The 18411-nt window shown below is 64.7% G+C and carries 14 protein-coding genes and 1 pseudogene; 11 read left to right on the forward strand and 4 right to left on the reverse strand.

What is annotated here, in order from left to right:
- The first annotated feature begins 183 nt into the window (after nt 1–183).
- Nucleotides 184–1485 (forward strand): serine protease, encoded by a 1302-nt coding sequence (locus V1279_RS34655; protein ID WP_334445258.1) that lies wholly within the window; start codon nt 184–186, stop codon nt 1483–1485.
- A gap of 65 nt (nt 1486–1550) precedes the next feature.
- Here the strand turns inward: V1279_RS34655 and ggt are convergent, their stop codons facing one another.
- Entirely contained in the window at nt 1551–3230 is a 1680-nt protein-coding gene (ggt, locus tag V1279_RS34660) for a gamma-glutamyltransferase (RefSeq protein ID WP_334445259.1), read from the reverse strand.
- Nucleotides 3231–3480: 250 nt separating this feature from the next.
- On the opposite strand from ggt, the gene V1279_RS34665 reads away from it, so the two are divergent.
- Nucleotides 3481–4251 (forward strand): ParA family protein, encoded by a 771-nt coding sequence (locus V1279_RS34665; RefSeq protein WP_334445261.1) that lies wholly within the window; start codon nt 3481–3483, stop codon nt 4249–4251.
- Between the two features lie 116 nt (nt 4252–4367).
- On the opposite strand, the gene V1279_RS34670 is transcribed toward V1279_RS34665, so the two are convergent.
- Nucleotides 4368–4934 carry a GNAT family N-acetyltransferase gene (locus V1279_RS34670; protein WP_334445263.1) on the reverse strand — a complete coding sequence of 189 codons (567 nt, stop codon included), beginning with the start codon at nt 4932–4934 and terminating at the stop codon, nt 4368–4370.
- Nucleotides 4922–5827: a bifunctional DNA-formamidopyrimidine glycosylase/DNA-(apurinic or apyrimidinic site) lyase gene (gene mutM, locus V1279_RS34675; protein WP_334445265.1), complete on the reverse strand. Its 906-nt coding sequence runs from the start codon at nt 5825–5827 to the stop codon at nt 4922–4924. The genes V1279_RS34670 and mutM overlap by 13 nt, the downstream gene beginning before the upstream one ends.
- A 79-nt stretch (nt 5828–5906) precedes the next feature.
- On the opposite strand from mutM, the gene ubiE reads away from it, so the two are divergent.
- The 8 genes and pseudogenes from ubiE (at nt 5907) to V1279_RS34715 (ending at nt 15661) form a co-directional block, all read left to right on the forward strand.
- The gene (ubiE, locus tag V1279_RS34680) at nt 5907–6668 is read left to right on the forward strand and encodes a bifunctional demethylmenaquinone methyltransferase/2-methoxy-6-polyprenyl-1,4-benzoquinol methylase UbiE (RefSeq protein ID WP_334446706.1); all 762 of its coding nucleotides are present in this window, start codon (nt 5907–5909) and stop codon (nt 6666–6668) included.
- Nucleotides 6665–8239, forward strand: a complete 1575-nt coding sequence (gene ubiB, locus V1279_RS34685) for a 2-polyprenylphenol 6-hydroxylase (RefSeq protein WP_334445267.1) — start codon at nt 6665–6667, stop codon at nt 8237–8239. The genes ubiE and ubiB overlap by 4 nt, the downstream gene beginning before the upstream one ends.
- A gap of 55 nt (nt 8240–8294) precedes the next feature.
- A complete protein-coding gene (gene coaBC / locus V1279_RS34690; protein WP_334445269.1) occupies nt 8295–9734 on the forward strand; it encodes a bifunctional phosphopantothenoylcysteine decarboxylase/phosphopantothenate--cysteine ligase CoaBC in 1440 nt (479 codons plus the stop codon).
- Entirely contained in the window at nt 9731–10189 is a 459-nt protein-coding gene (dut, locus tag V1279_RS34695) for a dUTP diphosphatase (protein ID WP_334445272.1), read from the forward strand. The genes coaBC and dut overlap by 4 nt, the downstream gene beginning before the upstream one ends.
- Nucleotides 10190–10358: 169 nt before the next feature.
- Nucleotides 10359–12879, forward strand: a pseudogene (locus V1279_RS34700) (ATP-binding protein).
- Nucleotides 12876–14396: a tRNA (adenosine(37)-N6)-threonylcarbamoyltransferase complex ATPase subunit type 1 TsaE gene (tsaE, locus tag V1279_RS34705; RefSeq protein WP_334445274.1), complete on the forward strand. Its 1521-nt coding sequence runs from the start codon at nt 12876–12878 to the stop codon at nt 14394–14396. The pseudogene V1279_RS34700 and the gene tsaE overlap by 4 nt, the downstream one beginning before the upstream one ends.
- A gap of 90 nt (nt 14397–14486) precedes the next feature.
- Nucleotides 14487–14810: a PilZ domain-containing protein gene (locus V1279_RS34710; RefSeq protein ID WP_247782166.1), complete on the forward strand. Its 324-nt coding sequence runs from the start codon at nt 14487–14489 to the stop codon at nt 14808–14810.
- A gap of 128 nt (nt 14811–14938) precedes the next feature.
- A complete protein-coding gene (locus tag V1279_RS34715) occupies nt 14939–15661 on the forward strand; it encodes a nucleotidyltransferase family protein (protein ID WP_334445277.1) in 723 nt (240 codons plus the stop codon).
- 189 nt (nt 15662–15850) lie between these two features.
- Here the strand turns inward: V1279_RS34715 and leuB are convergent, their stop codons facing one another.
- Nucleotides 15851–16963 (reverse strand): 3-isopropylmalate dehydrogenase, encoded by a 1113-nt coding sequence (gene leuB / locus V1279_RS34720; protein ID WP_334445279.1) that lies wholly within the window; start codon nt 16961–16963, stop codon nt 15851–15853.
- 240 nt (nt 16964–17203) lie between these two features.
- Here leuB and V1279_RS34725 point away from each other — a divergent pair, with 240 nt between their 5' ends.
- Nucleotides 17204–18391, forward strand: coding sequence for a YbfB/YjiJ family MFS transporter (locus tag V1279_RS34725; RefSeq protein ID WP_334445281.1), 1188 nt, complete (start codon nt 17204–17206; stop codon nt 18389–18391).
- The last annotated feature ends 20 nt before the right edge of the window (nt 18392–18411 follow it).

Consider the following 18411-nt stretch of genomic DNA (forward strand, 5'->3'; position numbering starts at 1 on the left):
CCCTGAACCGGGGCGCGGTTGTTGCCGACTAAGCAGATGTGCTTAATTGGCCGGACGTCAATGATCGCTCCAATACTCCACTCCTGAATTCTCCCGGATTTGTCATGAGATCGGTGCTTTCGGCAACATTGATTGATGGCGGCCTCGGCTTTGGCGATCTCGGGACCGTCCGCGCGGGCGCAGATGACGCCACCATCCACGGCCGGCGCCAAGGCGAAACCGGTCGCGACGGTGCCGATCCGTCCCGCGCTGCAAAAGCCGGAGGACACGGCCAAGGCATTGGGGCAGGCCGAGCGGCTGGCGCTGCAGTCGGATCTCGCCTGGGTCGGGCAGTACAACGGCGCGATCACGGGCGACGTCAGCGAGCGCATGGTCAATGCGATCAAGGAATTCCAGAAATCCCGCGGGGCCAAGCAGACCGGCGTGCTCAATTCGCAGGAGCGCGGCATCCTCGCGGACACCGCCAGGCGAAAGCAGGAAAGCGTCGGCTGGAAGATCGTCACCGATCCCGGCACCGGCGTGCGGCTGGGCATCCCCACCAAACTGGTGCCGCAGCAAGCCAGTGACGCCAACGGCACCAAATGGACGTCGCCTACCGGCACGATCCAGATTCAACTGACCCGGCGCAAGGAAGCCGGCCCCGTTACGGCAAAGCTCGCCGAGCGCGAGAAGAAAGAGCCGGGACGCAACATCGACTACACCGTGGTCAAGCCGGACTTCTTCGTGCTGTCCGGCCTGCAGGGCCTGAAGAAATTTTATCTCCGCGGCACCTTCAGGGGCGACGAGGTCCGTATCCTCACCATCCTCTACGATCAGGCGACCGAGAATGCCGTGGAACCGGTCGTGATCGCGATGTCGAGCGCGTTCAATGCGTTTCCGGCTGCCGTGCAAACGGCCGGCCCTCCCCCGCGCAAGGCCGTGGAATACGGCACCGGCGTCGTCGTCAGTGATGACGGCGCGATCATCACCGACCGCCAGATCACCGACGGCTGCCTGACGGTCGCGATTGCGGGATTTGGCAATGCCGATCGCGTCGCCGAGGACAAGGAACACGATCTCGCGCTGCTGCGCATCTACGGTGCGCGCGGGCTGAAAGCGCTCAATCTCGCCAACGCCGCCACCAAGACGGCGCTCGACCTCACAGGCATTGCCGATCCGCAGAACCAGGGCGGTGGCGCCGCGGTGACCAGCGTCAAGGCTTCGGTGGCCCAGCTTGGCGGCGGCAGCGATATCGCGCTGACACCCGCGCCGGCGCTCGGCTTTTCCGGCGCGCCCGCGCAGGATGGCGACGGCAGGTTTGCCGGCATCGCGCTGTTGAAGCCGGTTCAGGTGGCGGGACCCACCAACGGCGTACCCGCTGCGCAGGCGGTGCTGGTGACCGCCGAAACGTTGCGCGATTTCCTCAAGGCAAATGGCGTCAACGCAGCCGGCGGATCGAGCGATGCGAATGCGTCGGTGGTCCGCGTGATCTGCGTAAGGAAGTAAGTCACTCGTGTCCCGGACGCGGTGCAGCGTGTAACGCTGCTCCGCAGAGCCGGGACCTATGCCGCTCACGCAAGGCCGAATCGCACCCCGGCACGCGCGAGCCCGCCGGCGATGCCAATCGGCGTTCCGTCTGCGCGCCAGCAGGCCGCGCCTGTCATCGTTCCGTCCGCGTGGAATTCGATGGCATTCATGCCGCCGGCAACCGTCGGCACCGCCAGCACCGTGTGACCCATCGAGACAAGTTTGGCGCGAACAGCGTCGGGCACCGCCAGCTCGACTTCGAGCGCGTTGCCCTCGGTCCACACCCGCGGCGCTTCGACCGCCTCCTGCAGGCTCATGCCGTGGTCGATCAAGTTGATCAGCGCCTGCATCGCACTCGGGAAGATCCGCTTTCCGCCGGGCAGGCCGAGCGCGTAGACGAGCCTGCCGTCGCGCAACGCCATGACAGGCGACATCGAGGTGGTGGCGCGCTTGCCCGGCGCCAGCGATAGCGCATGGCCGGGCCGGGGATCGTAGAGGTTCATGTAATTGTTCGGGATGGCGCCGAGGCCGGGAATCAGAATTTTCGCCCTGAACAGATTGTTGATGGTCTGGGTGGTCGCGACCACGTTGCCGAACCCATCCGCCGCCGTCATATGCGTAGTGTGCGCGCTTTCGAGCTGCGCAATGCCGGCGCCCCATGCCTGCGCGCGATTCGGATCGATCGCTCGGCGACGTTCGTCGGCATAAGCCTTCGAGATCAGGCGTTCAATCGGCACGTTGATGAAATCGGGATCGCCGCTTGCAGCGGCGCGGTCGGCAAAGGCGATCTTGAGCACCTCGGCAAGATAATGGATCGTGGCAGCGGAGCCGAAGCCGAGCTTCGCTATATCGTAGCCTTCGAGAATGTTGAGCATTTGCGCGATGTGCACGCCGGAGGCCGCAGGCGGTGGCGGCCCCAGAATCTGCCAGCCGCGATAATCGGCGCGGATCGGCTGGCGCTCGACGGTCTTGTAGGTCGCAAGATCCTCGCGGGCGATGAAACCACCATTGTTCTTCATGTAATCGACGATGATATCGCCGAGCGGCCCGTGATATAGCGCCGCTTCGCCATGCTGCGAAATGTAGCGCAGCATCTCCGCATATTCCGACTGCACCACGCGCTCGCCGGCTTTCAGCGGCGTCCCCTTGGGCAGATAGATCGCCGAGATCGCCTTGTCCTTCAGCATCTCCTCGGCGCCATCGGCGATGCATTCGTGCAGATAAGGCGTCGCCGCATAGCCGCGCGAGGCATGCCTGATCGCGGGCTGCATGACGTCGGCGAGCGACATGGTACCGAACCGCTGCAGGGTCTCGCACCAGGCCTTCAGCGAGCCCGGCACCGCCACCGCTTTCGGGCCGTTGAGGTTTTCATCGCCGACGGTATCGAACACGTCGTGCGCCGAGCCGGGTTTCGATGTGTAGGTATCGGGCTTGACCGCCAGCGGCACGGTGCTCTCGCCATCGACGAAGCGATGGCTGCCGTCGGCCAGCCGGATATGGGCCATGCCGCCGCCGATGATGCCGACCATCATCGGCTCGACCACCGTCAGCGCAAACAGCGTCGCGATCGCCGCATCGATGGCGTTGCCGCCGGCCGCCAGCATTTCGGCGCCCGCGCTCGAGGCCAGCGGATGATTGCTGACCACCATGCCGCGGCTCCCGGTCGCCGGCCGCTTTTGACAGGTAAAACCGGTGGTTGCACGATCCTGCCAATAACCCGTCATGCTGCTATCCGCTTCTTACTGTCGTTTTCAGGCATCAGCCGACGAGATTCGAGCATGGCCGTGCTCGCCCGGGATAGCCAGAATTCCACAATCCTGCATCATTGCAAGGTGAGTGATTCGGACATCCGCGATCTCTTCCTTTGGATCGGGCTGGGTACGTCTGGGCGAGCTGCGGCTCGCCGCCGCAGAATGCGGGCTGTCTTGTAAAGCGTACCCCCAAGACCGCTGAAAGCCATCCAAAGGACTTGAAATGCAGACGATCGTATTGACCACCCAGAAGGGCGGGTCGGGAAAAAGCACGCTTTCCATCAGCCTTGCACTTGCCGCCATCCGGGCCGGCCACAATGTCCGCCTGATCGAGACCGACCCCCAGGGCACCGTTTCGAACTGGAAGCGCCGCCGTCCCTATGCCTCGCCGATCGTCGAGCCGATTTACGCCGCGCGGGAAGTCGAACAGCGCCTGCAATCGCTCGCGAACACCGGCGTTACGGTGACGATCGTGGATACCGCGGGCGGCGAAACCGCCGCGACCAATTCGGCCATTCGCTATTCCGACTTCTGCCTGATTCCGACGCGACCGAGCATCGCCGACATCGAGGCGACCGCCGCGACGCTCCGCGTCATCAGGGCCTGGCACAAGCCGTTCGCCTACGTCCTGAACCAGACCCCGATCCGGGCTGCGGCACGCCTCGCCGGTGCGGAAAATGCGCTGGGCAACGAGGCCGCGCTCGACGCCGCCGAGATCGTTGCCAAACCCCTTATCGTGATGCGCAACGATCACCAGGACGCGCTGAGCGCCGGCCTCGCCGTCTGCGAACATGCACCGGGCGGCAAGTCCGCCGAGGAAATGCGCGCCCTCTGGCAGTGGGTCGAATCGCGGCTGGACAATGCGGTTGCGGCGACTGACGAACCGATCATCGAGGAGTTCGTGGAAATACCCGCAATTATTCCAAAATGGGCTGCGCTTCCGTCTTTCGACACTGACAACGCGCACTTCCTCAGAGCACCCGCCCGAAGCTGATACCCCGCTCCCGCAGCGTCATCACGGAGAGCAAGGCGACGACTTGTCCGCCGAAGCTCAACGAGCGAAGGCGGAAGCAATCCGGACCGCCAGCCCCATCGGATTGCTTCGCTTCGCTATGGATTTCGGCGCAGCCAGTTCTCCCGCGTCACGCGCCATTTTTCCGCGAGTGTCTGACCGCTGTGGTGGGCAAGCTCGATGTAGCCGACAAGTTCGGCGCCGGTCTTTTGCTTGACCCGGCGTGACGCCACGTTGGTCGCCGCATTGCAGGCGTAGAAGCTCTCGATCCCGAGCGTGCGGAAGGCAAAATCGTTCACCGCCGAGACGGCTTCGCTCATCAGGCCCTGATTCCAATAGTGCTCCGCGAGCCAGAAGCCGCGGTTGCCCTTCGCATCGTCCGACCCGGGGCGAAAGCGAATATTCCCGATCGCCTCGCCATCACCGCCGCGTAGCACCAGCATCCAATTATAGATCTCCTCTCCCGCGGCGACCCTCTCCAGCTCCCTCCTAATGAAAGTCTCCGCGCCGTCCTCCGGATAGGGCCAGGGAACAACCGATGCGAGATGCTGGATGATGTTCCAGTTGTTGAAATGACGTTGGATCGCCGGCGCATCGGACAGCGCGAGCGGCCGCAAGATCAGCCGCGCCGTTTGGAGCGTCGGGGTGTTGGTTATTTCTGGCATTTCGGGCACCAAAAGGTCGAGCGGCCGTTCTGAACGAAGCGCCGCACGATGCCGTCGCAACGGGCGGTCTGGCATTTCTCGCCTTCCCGGTCATAGACCTGAAAGGAGTGCTGGAAATAGCCGAGCTCGCCCGAGGTCAGGCGGTGATCGTTGATCGAGGAGCCGCCGGCCTTGATCGCCTGATTGAGCACCGAATGAATCGCACTCACCAGCCGCCCGGCGTCATCGGTCGGCTCGCCCCCGGCAACGCCCTTGCGTTGTCCGGCTTTCGTCGCCAGCGTCGCTGCCAATCGGCGCGGCGACAGACGCGACCGGTACAGCGCCTCGCAGACATAGATGTTGCCGAGCCCTGCGACCACGCGCTGGTCGAGCAGCGCGGCCTTCAGACTGGTCTTCTTGTTGAAGCACGAGCGCGCCAGCATCGCGGCGTCGAATTCGTTGCCGAGCGGCTCCGGGCCGAGGTCCTTCAACAGCGGTTCGTCCTCCAGCGCGTTGCGGGCGATGATCTTCATGTAGCCGAAGCGGCGCGGATCATTGAACACGACGGAAGCCCCTGACGACATGTGAAACACCACGTGATCGTGCGCGCGATCCTCGCTGCGCGGATGGTGGAATTGACCCGGCGTGTTGTTATTGCCGCCTTCGAGCACCCGGAACGAGCCGGACATCCCCAGATGCATCAATAGTACATCGCCGGAGCCGAGATCCGCCATCAGATATTTGGCGCGGCGGCCGAGACCGGTCACGGTCTGGCCTTCCAGCCGCGCGATAAAGTCTTTTTGAAAGGGAAACCGCAAATCCTTGCGCCGGGCTTCCGCTTTGAGGATTTTCGACCCCTCCATGGCGGGCTGCAGGCCGCGGCGGACGGTCTCAACTTCAGGCAATTCAGGCATGCAGGCATTCACCTTATGGAGGTGACGTGATAGCGCCATTGCAGCGGGCGCGCTATGGTCCGGTAGTGGAGTAAATATGATGGATCGGCCGGATCAAACCACCCATTTTGGCTTCAGGGACGTGCCCCTGGGGGACAAGCAGACGCTGGTGAACGACGTATTTCATAGCGTGGCGTCCCGTTACGACCTGATGAACGATCTGATGTCGGCGGGCCTGCACCGGGCCTGGAAGGACGTCATGATCAATGCGCTCAATCCGCCGAAAAACGATGCGCCCTTTGCCCTGCTCGACGTCGCCGGCGGCACCGGCGATATCGCCTTCCGCGCCGCCGAGACGGCAGGCCACGGCTTCCACGCCACCGTCTGCGACATCAACACCGATATGCTCGAGGTCGGCCGCAACCGCGCCATGGCGCGGCATCTCGACCACCAGGTTTCATTCGTCGAGGGCAATGCCGAGGCGCTCGCGTTCGGCGATCGCAGCTTCGATGCCTACACCATCGCGTTCGGCATTCGCAACGTGCCGCGGATCGACGCCGCGCTCCGCGAAGCCTATCGCGTGCTGCGACCCGGCAGTAGATTTTTGTGCCTGGAATTCTCCACCGTCGACGTCCCCGGGCTCGACCGGCTCTACGACTTCTTTTCGTTCAAGGTAATCCCGCCGCTCGGCCGTGCCGTAACGGGTGATGCCGAGTCCTATCAGTACCTCGTCGAATCGATCCGGAAATTCCCCCGGCCCAATGCATTTGCCGAGATGATCCGCGACGCCGGCTTTGCGCGGGTGAAGTGGGAAAGCCTCTCCGGTGGCATCGTGGCGTTGCATTCGGGCTGGCGTTTGTGATTTCTGCGGCGACCCACATCGCGCGGCTTGTCCGCGCCGCTTACGTGTTCGCGCGCGAAGGCGTGTTCGGCGTCGTCGATCCAAGTCTCGTGCCGCCGCCCGGGCAACTCGCACTGCGGCTGGCGCGGCTGATCGAACGCCCGGGCGCCAAATCCGGCCCACGGCTGTCGCGCGCGCTGACGCGGCTCGGCCCCGCTTACCTCAAGCTCGGCCAGTTTCTGGCGACGCGGCCCGACGTGGTCGGCGTTGCGATGGCGCGCGATCTGGAAGCCCTGCAGGACCGGCTGCCGCCGTTTTCGCAGGCCGAAGCCGAGGCCATGATTGCCGCGTCGCTGGAACGCTCTGTGGCTAAAGTGTTTGTCAGCCTCGGGCCGGCGGTCGCCGCCGCCTCGATCGCACAGGTGCATCGCGGCGAGATCGAGCGGCATGGTGTACGCCAGCCGGTCGCCGTCAAAGTGCTCCGGCCCAATGTCGCCACGCGCTTCCGGCGCGACCTCGGTGATTTCTTCTTCGTCGCGCACAATGCGGAAGCGCATTCGGCCGAAGCGCGGCGGCTGCGGCTGATCGAGGTCATCAACACGATGTCGCGCTCGGTCGCGATGGAAATGGACCTGCGGCTCGAGGCGGCCGCGCTGTCCGAGATGGCGGAGAACAGCCGCGACGATCCGGACTTCCGCGTACCGGCCGTCGACTGGGACCGCACCACCCACAACGTGCTGACGATGGAATGGATCGACGGCATCGCGCTGAACGACCACGCCCGCCTCGAAGCGTCGCATGTCGACCTGCCCGATCTCGGCCGCAAGGTGATCCAGAGCTTTCTCCGTCACGCGCTGCGCGACGGCTTCTTCCATGCCGACATGCATCCCGGCAATTTGTTTCTCGACGATGCCGGCCGGCTGGTGGCGGTCGATTTCGGCATCATGGGCCGGCTCGGGCTGAAGGAGCGGCGTTTCCTTGCGGAGATTCTGCTGGGCTTCATCACGCGCGACTATCGCCGCGTTGCCGAAGTGCATTTCGAGGCCGGCTATGTGCCGGGCCATCACTCGGTGGAGAATTTCGCGCAAGCCATCCGCGCCATCGGCGAGCCGATCCATAACCGTACCGCCGAAGAAATCTCGATGGCGAAGCTGTTGACGCTGCTGCTCGAGGTCACCGGGCTGTTCGACATGCAGACCCGGCCCGAACTGATCCTGCTGCAGAAAACGATGGTGGTGGTCGAAGGCGTGGCGCGCGGCTTCGACCCCAAGCTCGATATCTGGAAGGTCGCCGACCCCGTGGTGCGCGAATGGATCGAGCGCAATCTCGGTCCGCTCGGGCGGGTTCAAGGCGCGATGTCCGGCGCGGGCGAACTCGGCCGCGTGATGGCGGGCCTGCCTGCAATCGCCTCACGGGCGGTTGCCGTGATCGAGAACATGGAGAAGATGACCCGGGAAGGCCTAACGCTGTCGCCGGAGACGATTGCGGCCATAGGCCGGGCCGAGGGCCGCAAGAGCCGCTGGCGGACGGTGGCGCTCTGGGTGATCGCGGCGACCTTTATCGGAATTTTGGTAGCTATCCGGCAGCTATGATTGCAATGCTGTCATAATATGATAGCATTGATTGCATCGTTTGCCGGAGGCCACCATGGCCAGCCTGACCATCCGAAAACTCGACGAAACCGTCAAAGCCTATCTGCGTCTCCGCTCGGCCGGGAACGGTCGCTCCGTCGAAGAGGAAGTCCGGGTCATCCTCGGGGAGCTGATACAGGGGCGCCCCGAATTGCCGGGCGGCGTCTCCTCGCCGGCCACAGAGGCTCCCGAGCAGGCCTCGCGGTCCGTCAGCCCTCACAGCGAACGGAATGTTACCCTGATCATAGGCGGCGGCATCGCCGCGTTCAAATCGCTGGAACTGATCCGGCGGCTGAAGGAGCGCCACATTAACGTCCGCTGCGTGCTGACCAAGGCCGCGCAGCAATTCGTCACGCCGCTGTCCGCCAGCGCGCTGTCGCATGAGCGCGTCTATACCGATCTGTTCGATCCCGGCAGCGAATTCGACGCCGGCCATATTCGTCTGGCGCGCGAATGCGATCTGATCGTGGTGGCGCCGGCAACCGCGGATCTGATGGCGAAGATGGCGCACGGCCACGCCGACGATCTCGCCAGCGCGATCCTGCTGGCGGCAGACCGGCCGATCCTGCTGGCGCCCGCGATGAACCCCTTGATGTGGAACAATGCCGCCACCCGCCGCAACGTGCTGCAGCTTCGGCGCGACGGTATCCATATGATCGGCCCCAGCGCCGGCGAAATGGCCGAGGCAGGGGAAGCGGGGGTCGGGCGGATGTCGGAGGCGATCGAAATCGCAGCCGCCGCCGTCGACATTCTCCGCCCACCGCGACCGCGTCCGCTGGCGGGCAAGCGCGTGCTGATCACGGCGGGGCCGACGCATGAGGCGATCGATCCCGTGCGCTATATCGCCAACCGCTCCTCCGGTAAGCAGGGTTTTGCCATCGCCGCCGCCGCACAGGCCGCGGGCGCCGATGTCACGCTGGTCTCCGGACCTGTGGAATTGCGCGATCCCGCGGGCGTAACCGTCATCCGTGTCGAATCGGCGCGCGACATGCTGCATCGGGTGGAGGCTGCGTTGCCGGCCGACATCGCGATCTTCGCAGCCGCCGTTGCCGACTGGCGCGTCGCCAACGAGGGCGAGCAGAAGCTGAAAAAGACTTCTGCGGGAATGCCGCCGCTGCAACTGGTCGAAAACCCCGACATTCTCGCGACGATCTCGAAGCTGCAGGACAAGCGTCCGCCGCTGGTGATCGGGTTTGCCGCCGAGACCGAGCATCTGATCGACAATGCCAAGGCCAAGATCGCGCGCAAGGGCTGCGACTGGATCGTCGCCAACGACGTCTCGCCCGCGCTGGGGGTGATGGGCGGCGACCGCAACACCGTTCATCTGCTGACGCGCGACGGCGAGGACATCAATGGCGATGGCATCAAGGTGGAGTCCTGGCCGGTGATGACCAAGGAGCAGGTCGCCGCCGAACTGGTGGCGAAGATTGCCAAGACCGTGGAGAAGAATTCGTGAGCGCGAACGTGAAAGTCGAGGTCTGCCAACTGCCGCATGGCGAAGGCCTTCCGCTGCCGGCCTATCAAAGCGCTGACGCCGCCGGGCTCGACCTGCTGGCCGCAGTTCCGACGGACACGCCCTTGATCCTGCCTCCGGGCAAATATGCGATGGTGCCGACCGGGCTGACGATCGCACTGCCTTCCGGTTTTGAGGCGCAGGTGCGGCCGCGTTCCGGGCTTGCCGCCAAGCATGGCGTTACCGTCTTGAATTCGCCGGGCACGGTGGATGCGGATTACCGTGGCGAGGTCAACGTGCTTCTGATCAATCATGGCGACACGCCGTTCCCGATCCGGCGCGGCGAGCGCATCGCGCAGATGGTGATCGCGCCGGTCGTGCAGGCGCAACTCGTTCCGGTGGCCTCGCTTTCAACAACCGATCGCGGCAGTGGCGGTTTCGGCTCGACTGGACGCTGAATCGTTTAGTAAAGACTATGCTCAACGGTAACCGGCTGAATTTTTCACAGCCATATTTGCGTTCACGGTCTGGACTCTTACCGGTCGACTCCCGAAGGGGATACTCTCGACCCGATTCGTGCTCGGCGGGGGTAGCGCCGGGCCCAGTCGTGCGTTTTTGGGGCAAATAATGTCGGGCGTAGTCGCGGCGATGCGTCGAACCCTGCTGTCGTGCACCTCACCGGCGCGCCACGGCGTGATTGCGCTCGCCACCGCCCTCTCCGTCTCGCCGGAACCCGCGTTGGCCGCTGACTTGACCATCACGCAGACGATTTCCGCCCTATTCGACCTCAATCACCAGGAATTTGCGGTACTGACGACGGCGCTGTCGCTGCTCGGCTTTACCGTGGTGGCTGCGATCCTGCTGATGCGCACGCGCGTCCAGGCCACTCGGATGGAACTCAACCTGCGCTCCGACATCGCCGACCTGCAGGTGCAGGCCGACCGGCTGCGCGCGCTCTTGTTTGCCGAGCCCCAGATCCTGATCGCCTGGGCCGCGGGCGACAACCGGCCCCAGATCAGCGGTGACACCTCGCTTCTGATCTCGCAGGACGCGCTGTCCAATTCGCCGCAGCGTATCCTCGCCTTTGGAACCTGGCTGCCACCGGAACCGGCGCTGCAGATGGACCGTGCGGTCGACGCGCTGCGCGAGGCTGGCGAAGGTTTTCTGCTCAATCTCTCCACCTCGAGCGGCCGCGCCATCGAAGCGATGGGCCGCGCCATCGGGGGGCAAGCCATTGTGCGGATTCGCGAACTCGGCGGCTTGCGCCGGGAGCTCGCCGAATCCAATCTCCGTTACAGGACGCTTGTGGAAGAGACCGAGCTGCTGCGCGACTTCGCCGCCTCTGCGCCCTGGCCGATCTGGGCCAAAAGCGTCGAGGGCAATCTGCGTTACGCCAATGCGGCCTATGTGCGGGCCACCGAGGGCGCAAGCGTCGCGGATACGATCCACCGCAGCCTCGAACTGCTGGAGAACGACCAGCGCACCGAGATGGGCCGGGTGCTGAACGACAATTCCACCTTTAGCGCGCGGCTGCCGATCGTGGTGGGCGGCGAGCGGCGCATCTATGATGTTCAGGCGCTCAAGCTCGGGAGCGGCAGCGCCGGCATCGCCATCGACGCCAGCGAGGCGACCGCATTGCGCGACGCGATGGAGCGGATGGCGGAAGCCCATCGCCGCACCCTCGACCAGCTGGTCGTCGGGGGTGGCCGTGTTCGACGGCCAGCGGCGGCTTGCCTTCTACAACGAATCCTACCGGCGGCTGTGGGGCCTCGATCAGGCCTTCCTCGATTCCAATCCCGACGATTCAAGCGTGCTCGACCGGCTGCGCGCGGCGCGCAAACTGCCCGAACAGCCCGACTTCCGGGCCTGGAAGGCCAAGCTGCACCAAGCCTACCGCGCCGTGGAGCCCGTGAACTACACCTGGTTCCTGCCCGACGGCCGCGCCGTCAGCGTCGTCACCACGCCGAACCTCGAAGGCGGCGTCACCTATCTGTTCGACAATGTCACCGAGAGCCTCGATCTCGCGCGCCGCTACGACCGGCTGACCCGGGTTCAGCATGAGACGCTCGACAATCTCGCTGAAGCGGTCGCGGTGTTCGGCAGCAATGGCCGCGTGGAGCTGTTCAATCCCGCTTTCGAGAAAATGTGGAAGCTGTCGGCGGAAGCGCTGAAGGAGCAACCCCACATCGAGACCGTCGAAGCATGGTGCAAACCGCTGTTCGACGACGCGCTGACCTGGCGGGCGCTGCGCGAAGCGATCACCGCGATCGAGAACCGGGCGCAGGTGGCGCTGAAACTCGAGCGCAAGGACGGCAGCGTGCTGGACTGCATGACCATGCCGCTGCCGGATGGCGCGACCATGCTGACCTTCCAGGACATCACTGACACCGAAAATGTCGAGCGGGCGCTGCGCGAGCGCAACGAGGCGCTGGAAGCCGCCGACCAGATGAAGGTCGATTTCGTCCACCACGTGTCCTATGAGCTGCGCGCCCCCCTCACCACCATCATCGGCTTCGCGCATTTCCTCAGCGACCCCTCGACCGGCCCGCTGACGCCAAAGCAGGCCGAGTACCTCGACTACGTCACCAAATCGACCAACGCGCTGCTTGCGCTCACCAACAACATCCTCGATCTCGCCACCATCGATGCCGGCGCCATGAAGCTCGAGCTCGGCCCGGTCAATATCGAAAAAGCCATCCAGGCTGCCGCCGAAGGCATTCAGGATCGGCTGGCAACCGACCGCATCGAACTCAAGGTCGACATCGATCCCGATATCGGCAACTTCATCGGCGACGAGCGGCGCGTGGTGCAGGTGCTCTATAATTTGCTCGCCAACGCCGTCGGATTCTCGCCGCACGATGCCGCGGTCACGATCAGCGCGCAGCGGACCGAGCATCGCGTGATCTTTACCGTCAGCGATTCCGGACCCGGCATTCCGGCTGACGTGAAGGACAAGGTGTTCGACTGGTTCGAGAGCCACTCCCATGGCTCGCGGCACCGCGGCGCCGGCCTCGGCCTGTCGCTGGTGCGCTCCTTCGTCGAGCTGCATGGCGGCAAGGTGCGCGTCGATTCGGTGGTCGGCAAGGGCACGACGGTCACCTGCGACTTTCCGATCGACCAGAACGCGCATCGCAACGCCGCCGAATGACCGTATCAGCGACATTTACGTCAGCGCTGGCGAACGAGACGGCAACGGCGCATCTGATGGCCGACCTCGCACTGCTGGTCGGTCCGGGCGACGTCATCACGCTCTCGGGCGATCTCGGTGCGGGGAAGACCGCGGCGGCGCGCGCCATGATCCGCTATCTCGCCAACGATTCCGCGCTGGAAGTGCCAAGCCCGACCTTCACGCTGGCGCAGAGCTACGATCTGTCGTTCCCGCTTCTTCACGCCGATCTCTACCGGATCAATGATTCGAGCGAGCTGGAGGAAATCGGATTGTCGCCGCTGCCGGAAGGCGCGCTGGCGCTGATCGAATGGCCGGAACGCGCAGGCGATGCGCTGCCCGATGATCGCATCGAGATCGCCTTCAGCCATCGCCCGGCGCTCGGGTCCACCGCGCGCGCCGCCGAGATCACCGGCTACGGCAAGGCGGCGGCGCAGGTGGCGCGATTGGAGGGCTTGCGCAAATTTCTCGAGAATGCCGGCTTCCTGAATGCGGGGCGCGAGCGCATGCCCGGCGACGCCTCGACGCGCTCCTATGCGCGGCTGATCCGCGACGACGGCACGTCGATCCTGATGAATTCGCCGCGCCGTCCGGATGGCCCGGCGGTCTACGAGGGAAAATCCTACAGCGCTGCGGTTCATCTCGCCGAGGATGTCAAGCCGTTCGTCGCCATCGACAACGGCCTGCGCGCGCACGGCTTCTCGGCGCCCGCGATTCGCCACGCCGATCTCGATTCCGGTTTCCTGATCACCGAAGATTTCGGCAGCGCCGGCATCGTCGAGGGCGACCCGCCGCGGCCGATCGTCGAGTGCTACGAGGCGGCGACCGACATGCTGGCGGAGCTGCATCGCAAAACCCTGCCCGAAACGGCGCCGCTGGAGCCGGAAGGCTCATACCAAATTCCGGTCTACGATATCGATGCATGGCTGGTCGAGATCGGCCTGATGCTCGAATGGTATCTGCCGGACCGCGGCACTGAAGTCAGCCAGCAACGGCGCGACGAATTCGTCACGATGTGGCGAACGCTGCTGGAAAAGCCGGCGGCCGCGCCGCGAACCTGGGTGATGCGGGATTTCCATTCGCCCAACATCATCTGGCTCGGCGAGCGCACGGGGATCTTGCGCGTCGGGATCATCGACTTCCAGGATGCCGTGCTTGGCCCCGCCGCCTACGATCTGGTGTCGCTGCTGCAGGACGCGCGGCTCGACGTTCCCGAGCAGCTCGAATTGACGCTCTTGACCCGCTACATCAAGGCGCGCCGCGCGGCGGATGGTCAGTTCGATCCGGCCAGCTTTGCCGAGCTTTACGCCATTATGTCGGCGCAGCGGAATACCCGCCTGCTCGGCACCTTCGCCCGGCTCAACCGGCGGGACGGCAAGCCGCAATATCTGCGCCACCAGCCCCGGATCTGGACCTATCTGAACCGCTCGCTGGCGCACCCGGCGCTGGCGGCGTTTCGCGAATGGTATGCCGCCAACGTGCCGCCGCCGCTCTCCTGATTTACCTCCTGTTAGCCACCCTGCACTTAATCTGGAACCGGCCATGCCGAGCCGGCGTGGCGCAGCCAGTTTTGAAGTGGGAAGACGGCCATGGCGGCGGCGGAACGGCGCAAGGGAGATCGAGTCGTATTCGAGCGCGGCTTTGCGGCGCACATGATGGGCATCGACGGCACCTGGCGGCGTGACTGCGTGATGGAAGATGTCTCCGAGACCGGCGCCAAACTGACGGTCGAAGGTTCGGTCGAGGGCCTGCACCTGAAGGAATTCTTCCTGCTGCTGTCGTCCACCGGGCTGGCCTATCGGCGCTGCGAACTGGCCTGGGTCAATGGCGATCAGATCGGCGTCAACTTCCTGAAGCAGGGCGACAAGAAGAAGAAGGCGGCCAAGCGCGGGGCCGAGGACGCCGAAGTCTGAGGTTTGGCCGCGCCGGCGGCCGTCGTACGGCCGTCATCTGCGGCCACTAAGGCCTCATGGTTGCTGGTTCAAGCGAATCGCCGTGGTATGATCCGCGGCGCGATTTGATGGTTCGAGAAATTCCAGGAATGTCCGTTACGCCCGCCAAAGCCATGGTCCTTGCCGCCGGTCTCGGTTTGCGCATGCGACCGTTGACCGACCATATGCCGAAGCCGCTGGTCCGCGTGGCCGGCCAGCCATTGCTCGATCACGTGCTGGACAAGCTCGCCGGTGCCGGCGTCAGCGAGGCCGTTGTCAACGTGCATTACCTGCCCGACCAGATCATTGAGCACACCGCGAACCGTGCCCGGCCCCGCATCATCATTTCCGACGAACGCGACGAGGTGCTTGGCACCGGCGGCGCTGTCGTGAAGGCGCTGCCCCTGCTCGGCCAGGAGCCGTTCTTCCACGTCAACGCCGACACGATGTGGATCGACGGCGTGCGGCCCAATCTGGAGCGGCTGGCCGAAACCTTCGATCCTGACCGGATGGACATCCTGCTCCTGATGGCGCCGACCACGAGCAGCATCGGCTATGCCGGCCGCGGCGACTACGCCATGCTGCCGGACGGCGCATTGCGCAAGCGGCGTGAACATCAGGTGGTTCCGTTCGTCTATGCGGGCGCGGCGATCATGTCGCCCTCGCTGTTCGCCGACGCGCCCGCCGGCGAGTTTTCGCTGACCAAGATGTTCGACCGCGCCAACGAGCAGGAACGGCTGTTCGGCCTGCGGCTCGACGGTGTCTGGATGCATGTCGGAACCCCCGACGCGGTGCAGGCCGCGGAAGAGGCGTTTCTGGAAAGCGTGGCGTAGGTTTGTAGGGTGGGGCAAAGGCGCATTGGCGCCGTGTCCACCATCCACCCCAAATCCCGGATAGAGCCAACGGGTCGCTCGAATGCGAGCCCGGTGACAGGCTCCGCGCAATCCGGGAAATCCAGCCACTTGCGAGATAGACCCCGGATTTCGTTTCACTCCATCCGGGCTACGCCCCCCACAAATCGCTTACGCGTGCAGCTTCTGCAGCTCCTTCAGAATCGCCTCGCCCATCTGTGTGGTTGAGGCAGAAGTCGTGCCCTCGGACTTGATGTCCGCGGTACGAAGGCCGCTGGCGAGCACGGCCGCGATCGCCGCGTCGACCTTGTCGGCCAGCGCGCCCATGTCGAAGGAATAGCGCAGCGCCATTCCGAACGAGGAGATCATCGCGATCGGATTGGCGAGACCTTGGCCTGCGATATCGGGCGCCGAACCGTGCACCGGCTCGAACAGCGAGCGGCGCTTCTTGGTCTTGGCATCGACTTCGCCAAGCGAGGCCGAAGGCAGCATGCCGAGCGAGCCAGTCAGCATCGCCGCGATGTCGGACAGCATGTCGCCGAACAGATTGTCGGTGACGATGACGTCGAACTGCTTCGGCGCCTTCACCAACATCATGCCGCCGGAATCGGCGAGCTGGTGCTCCAGCGTCACGTCCTTGTATTCGCGCGCATGGACCTGGGTCATGACCTCGTTCCAGAGCACGCCCGACTTCATGACGTTGCGCTTTTCCATCGAGGTCACCTTGTTGCGGCGCTTGCGCGCCAGATCGAAGGCGACGCGGCCGATGCGCTCGATTTCATAGGTGTCGTAAACCTGCGTGTCGATGGCGCGCTTCTGGCCGTTGCCGAGATCGGTGATCGTCTTCGGCTCGCCGAAATAGACGCCACCGGTCAATTCGCGCACGATCATGATGTCGAGGCCTTCGACCGCCTCGCGCTTCAGACTCGAGGCATCCGCCAGCGCCGGGTAGCACACCGCGGGGCGCAGATTGGCGAACAGGCCGAGATCCTTGCGTAGCCGCAGCAGGCCGGCCTCGGGCCGCACCTCATAGGGCACGCTGTCCCACTTCGGACCGCCGACCGCACCGAAGATGATGGCATCAGCGGCCACAGCCTTGGCCATATCGGCTTCCGAGATCGACACCTTGTGCGCGTCATAGGCGGAGCCGCCGACCAGGCCCTGCTCGGTCTCGAATGTCGCAATGCCTTGCGCATTGAGCCAGTCGATCAGGCGCTGCACCTCCCCCATCACTTCGGGGCCGATGCCGTCGCCGGGGAGAAGCAGCAGTTTATGGGTCGCCATGGAAGGTCCTTGCTTTGTTCGTCGTTCCGGGACGGCGCAACGCGCCGGACCCGGAATCCCCAGATTTTGATGCAACGAGATTCCCTGATGTGCAATTGCACATCATGGTTCGCGCCCCGGAATGGCGGGTCGGCCGGAGTGCTAAAGCGGCATTGCGCGGTTGGCAAGACACCATTGCGGCCGCGCGGCCTGTGCAAGCCCGGCCATGCCTGCCACAATAATGTTCGCCGGAGTAATTTATTGCACGCCCCCGACCGCCCCCTGATTTACCCGCATCCCGCGCGGCTGATCCTCATCCTGTCGCTGGCGCCGACCGTCGGCCTCGGAATCGGCCGCTTTGCCTATGCGCTGGTGCTGCCGGACATGCGCGATACGCTGGCGTGGTCCTATTCCGCAGCCGGATTCATGAACACCATCAACGCGGCCGGCTATCTCGCGGGCGCCCTGCTCGCCTCACGCATGATCAGGACCTTTGGGCTGGCCAACTCGGTGCGATGGGGCACGTTTGCATGCGTGCTGTCGCTGGCGCTCTGCGCCGTATCAGGCAATTTCTACGTGCTGAGTTTCGCGCGGCTGTTGGCGGGGGTCGGCGCCGCGGCCGGATTTGTCGGCGGCGGCGCGCTGGCGGCAACGATCGCGCAGTCGCGGCCCGAACGGGCGAACTTCCTGCTCAGCCTGTTCTATGCCGGACCCGGAATCGGCATTTTGGCGTCTGGGTTGGTGGCGCCGTTTGTCTTGCAGGGATTTGGGCCGGGCTCGTGGTGGATCGTCTGGTGGGCGATGACGGGGCTGGCCGTTGTCATGACGATCCCCGTGCTGCTCGCGCCGCTCCATGACGGCGCGACCGCCGCCGCGACCACAACGGCCAAATTCGCGGTGGCGCCGGTCTTGATCTACCTCGCCGGCTACTTCCTGTTCGGTGCCGGCTACATCGCCTACATGACCTTCATGATCGCCTATGTCCGCGACGCCGGTGGCGGCGCCCTGGCACAGAGTGCATTCTGGAGCCTGATCGGCCTCAGCGCATTCGTGACCCCATGGGTGTGGCGGCGCGTGCTCGCGCTCGACCGCGGCGGCCTCGCCACCACGATCATTCTCGGCGTCAATGCCGTTGGCGCGGCGATGCCGATCTTCGGGCATTCGGTATGGCTGCTCGCGATCTCGGCGCTGGTGTTCGGCGTCGCGTTCTTCGCGGTGGTCGGCTCCACCACCGCTTTCGTGCGCTTCAACTATCCGCCGCAGGCCTGGCCGACGGCGATTGCCGCGATGACGATTTCGTTCGGCATCGGCCAGACGCTGGGGCCGATCGTGGTCGGTGCGATCACGGATGCGGTGGGGAGCCTGTCGTTTGCGCTGAACGTTTCGGCCGCGATGCTGGCGTTGGGTGCGGTGTTATCGGCGTTTCAGAGGAAGATACGAAGCTCTTGAACGAGAGCGCTGGCAGCTCA

Source organism: Bradyrhizobium sp. AZCC 1610 (genome assembly GCF_036924515.1).
Taxonomy (GTDB): domain Bacteria; phylum Pseudomonadota; class Alphaproteobacteria; order Rhizobiales; family Xanthobacteraceae; genus Bradyrhizobium.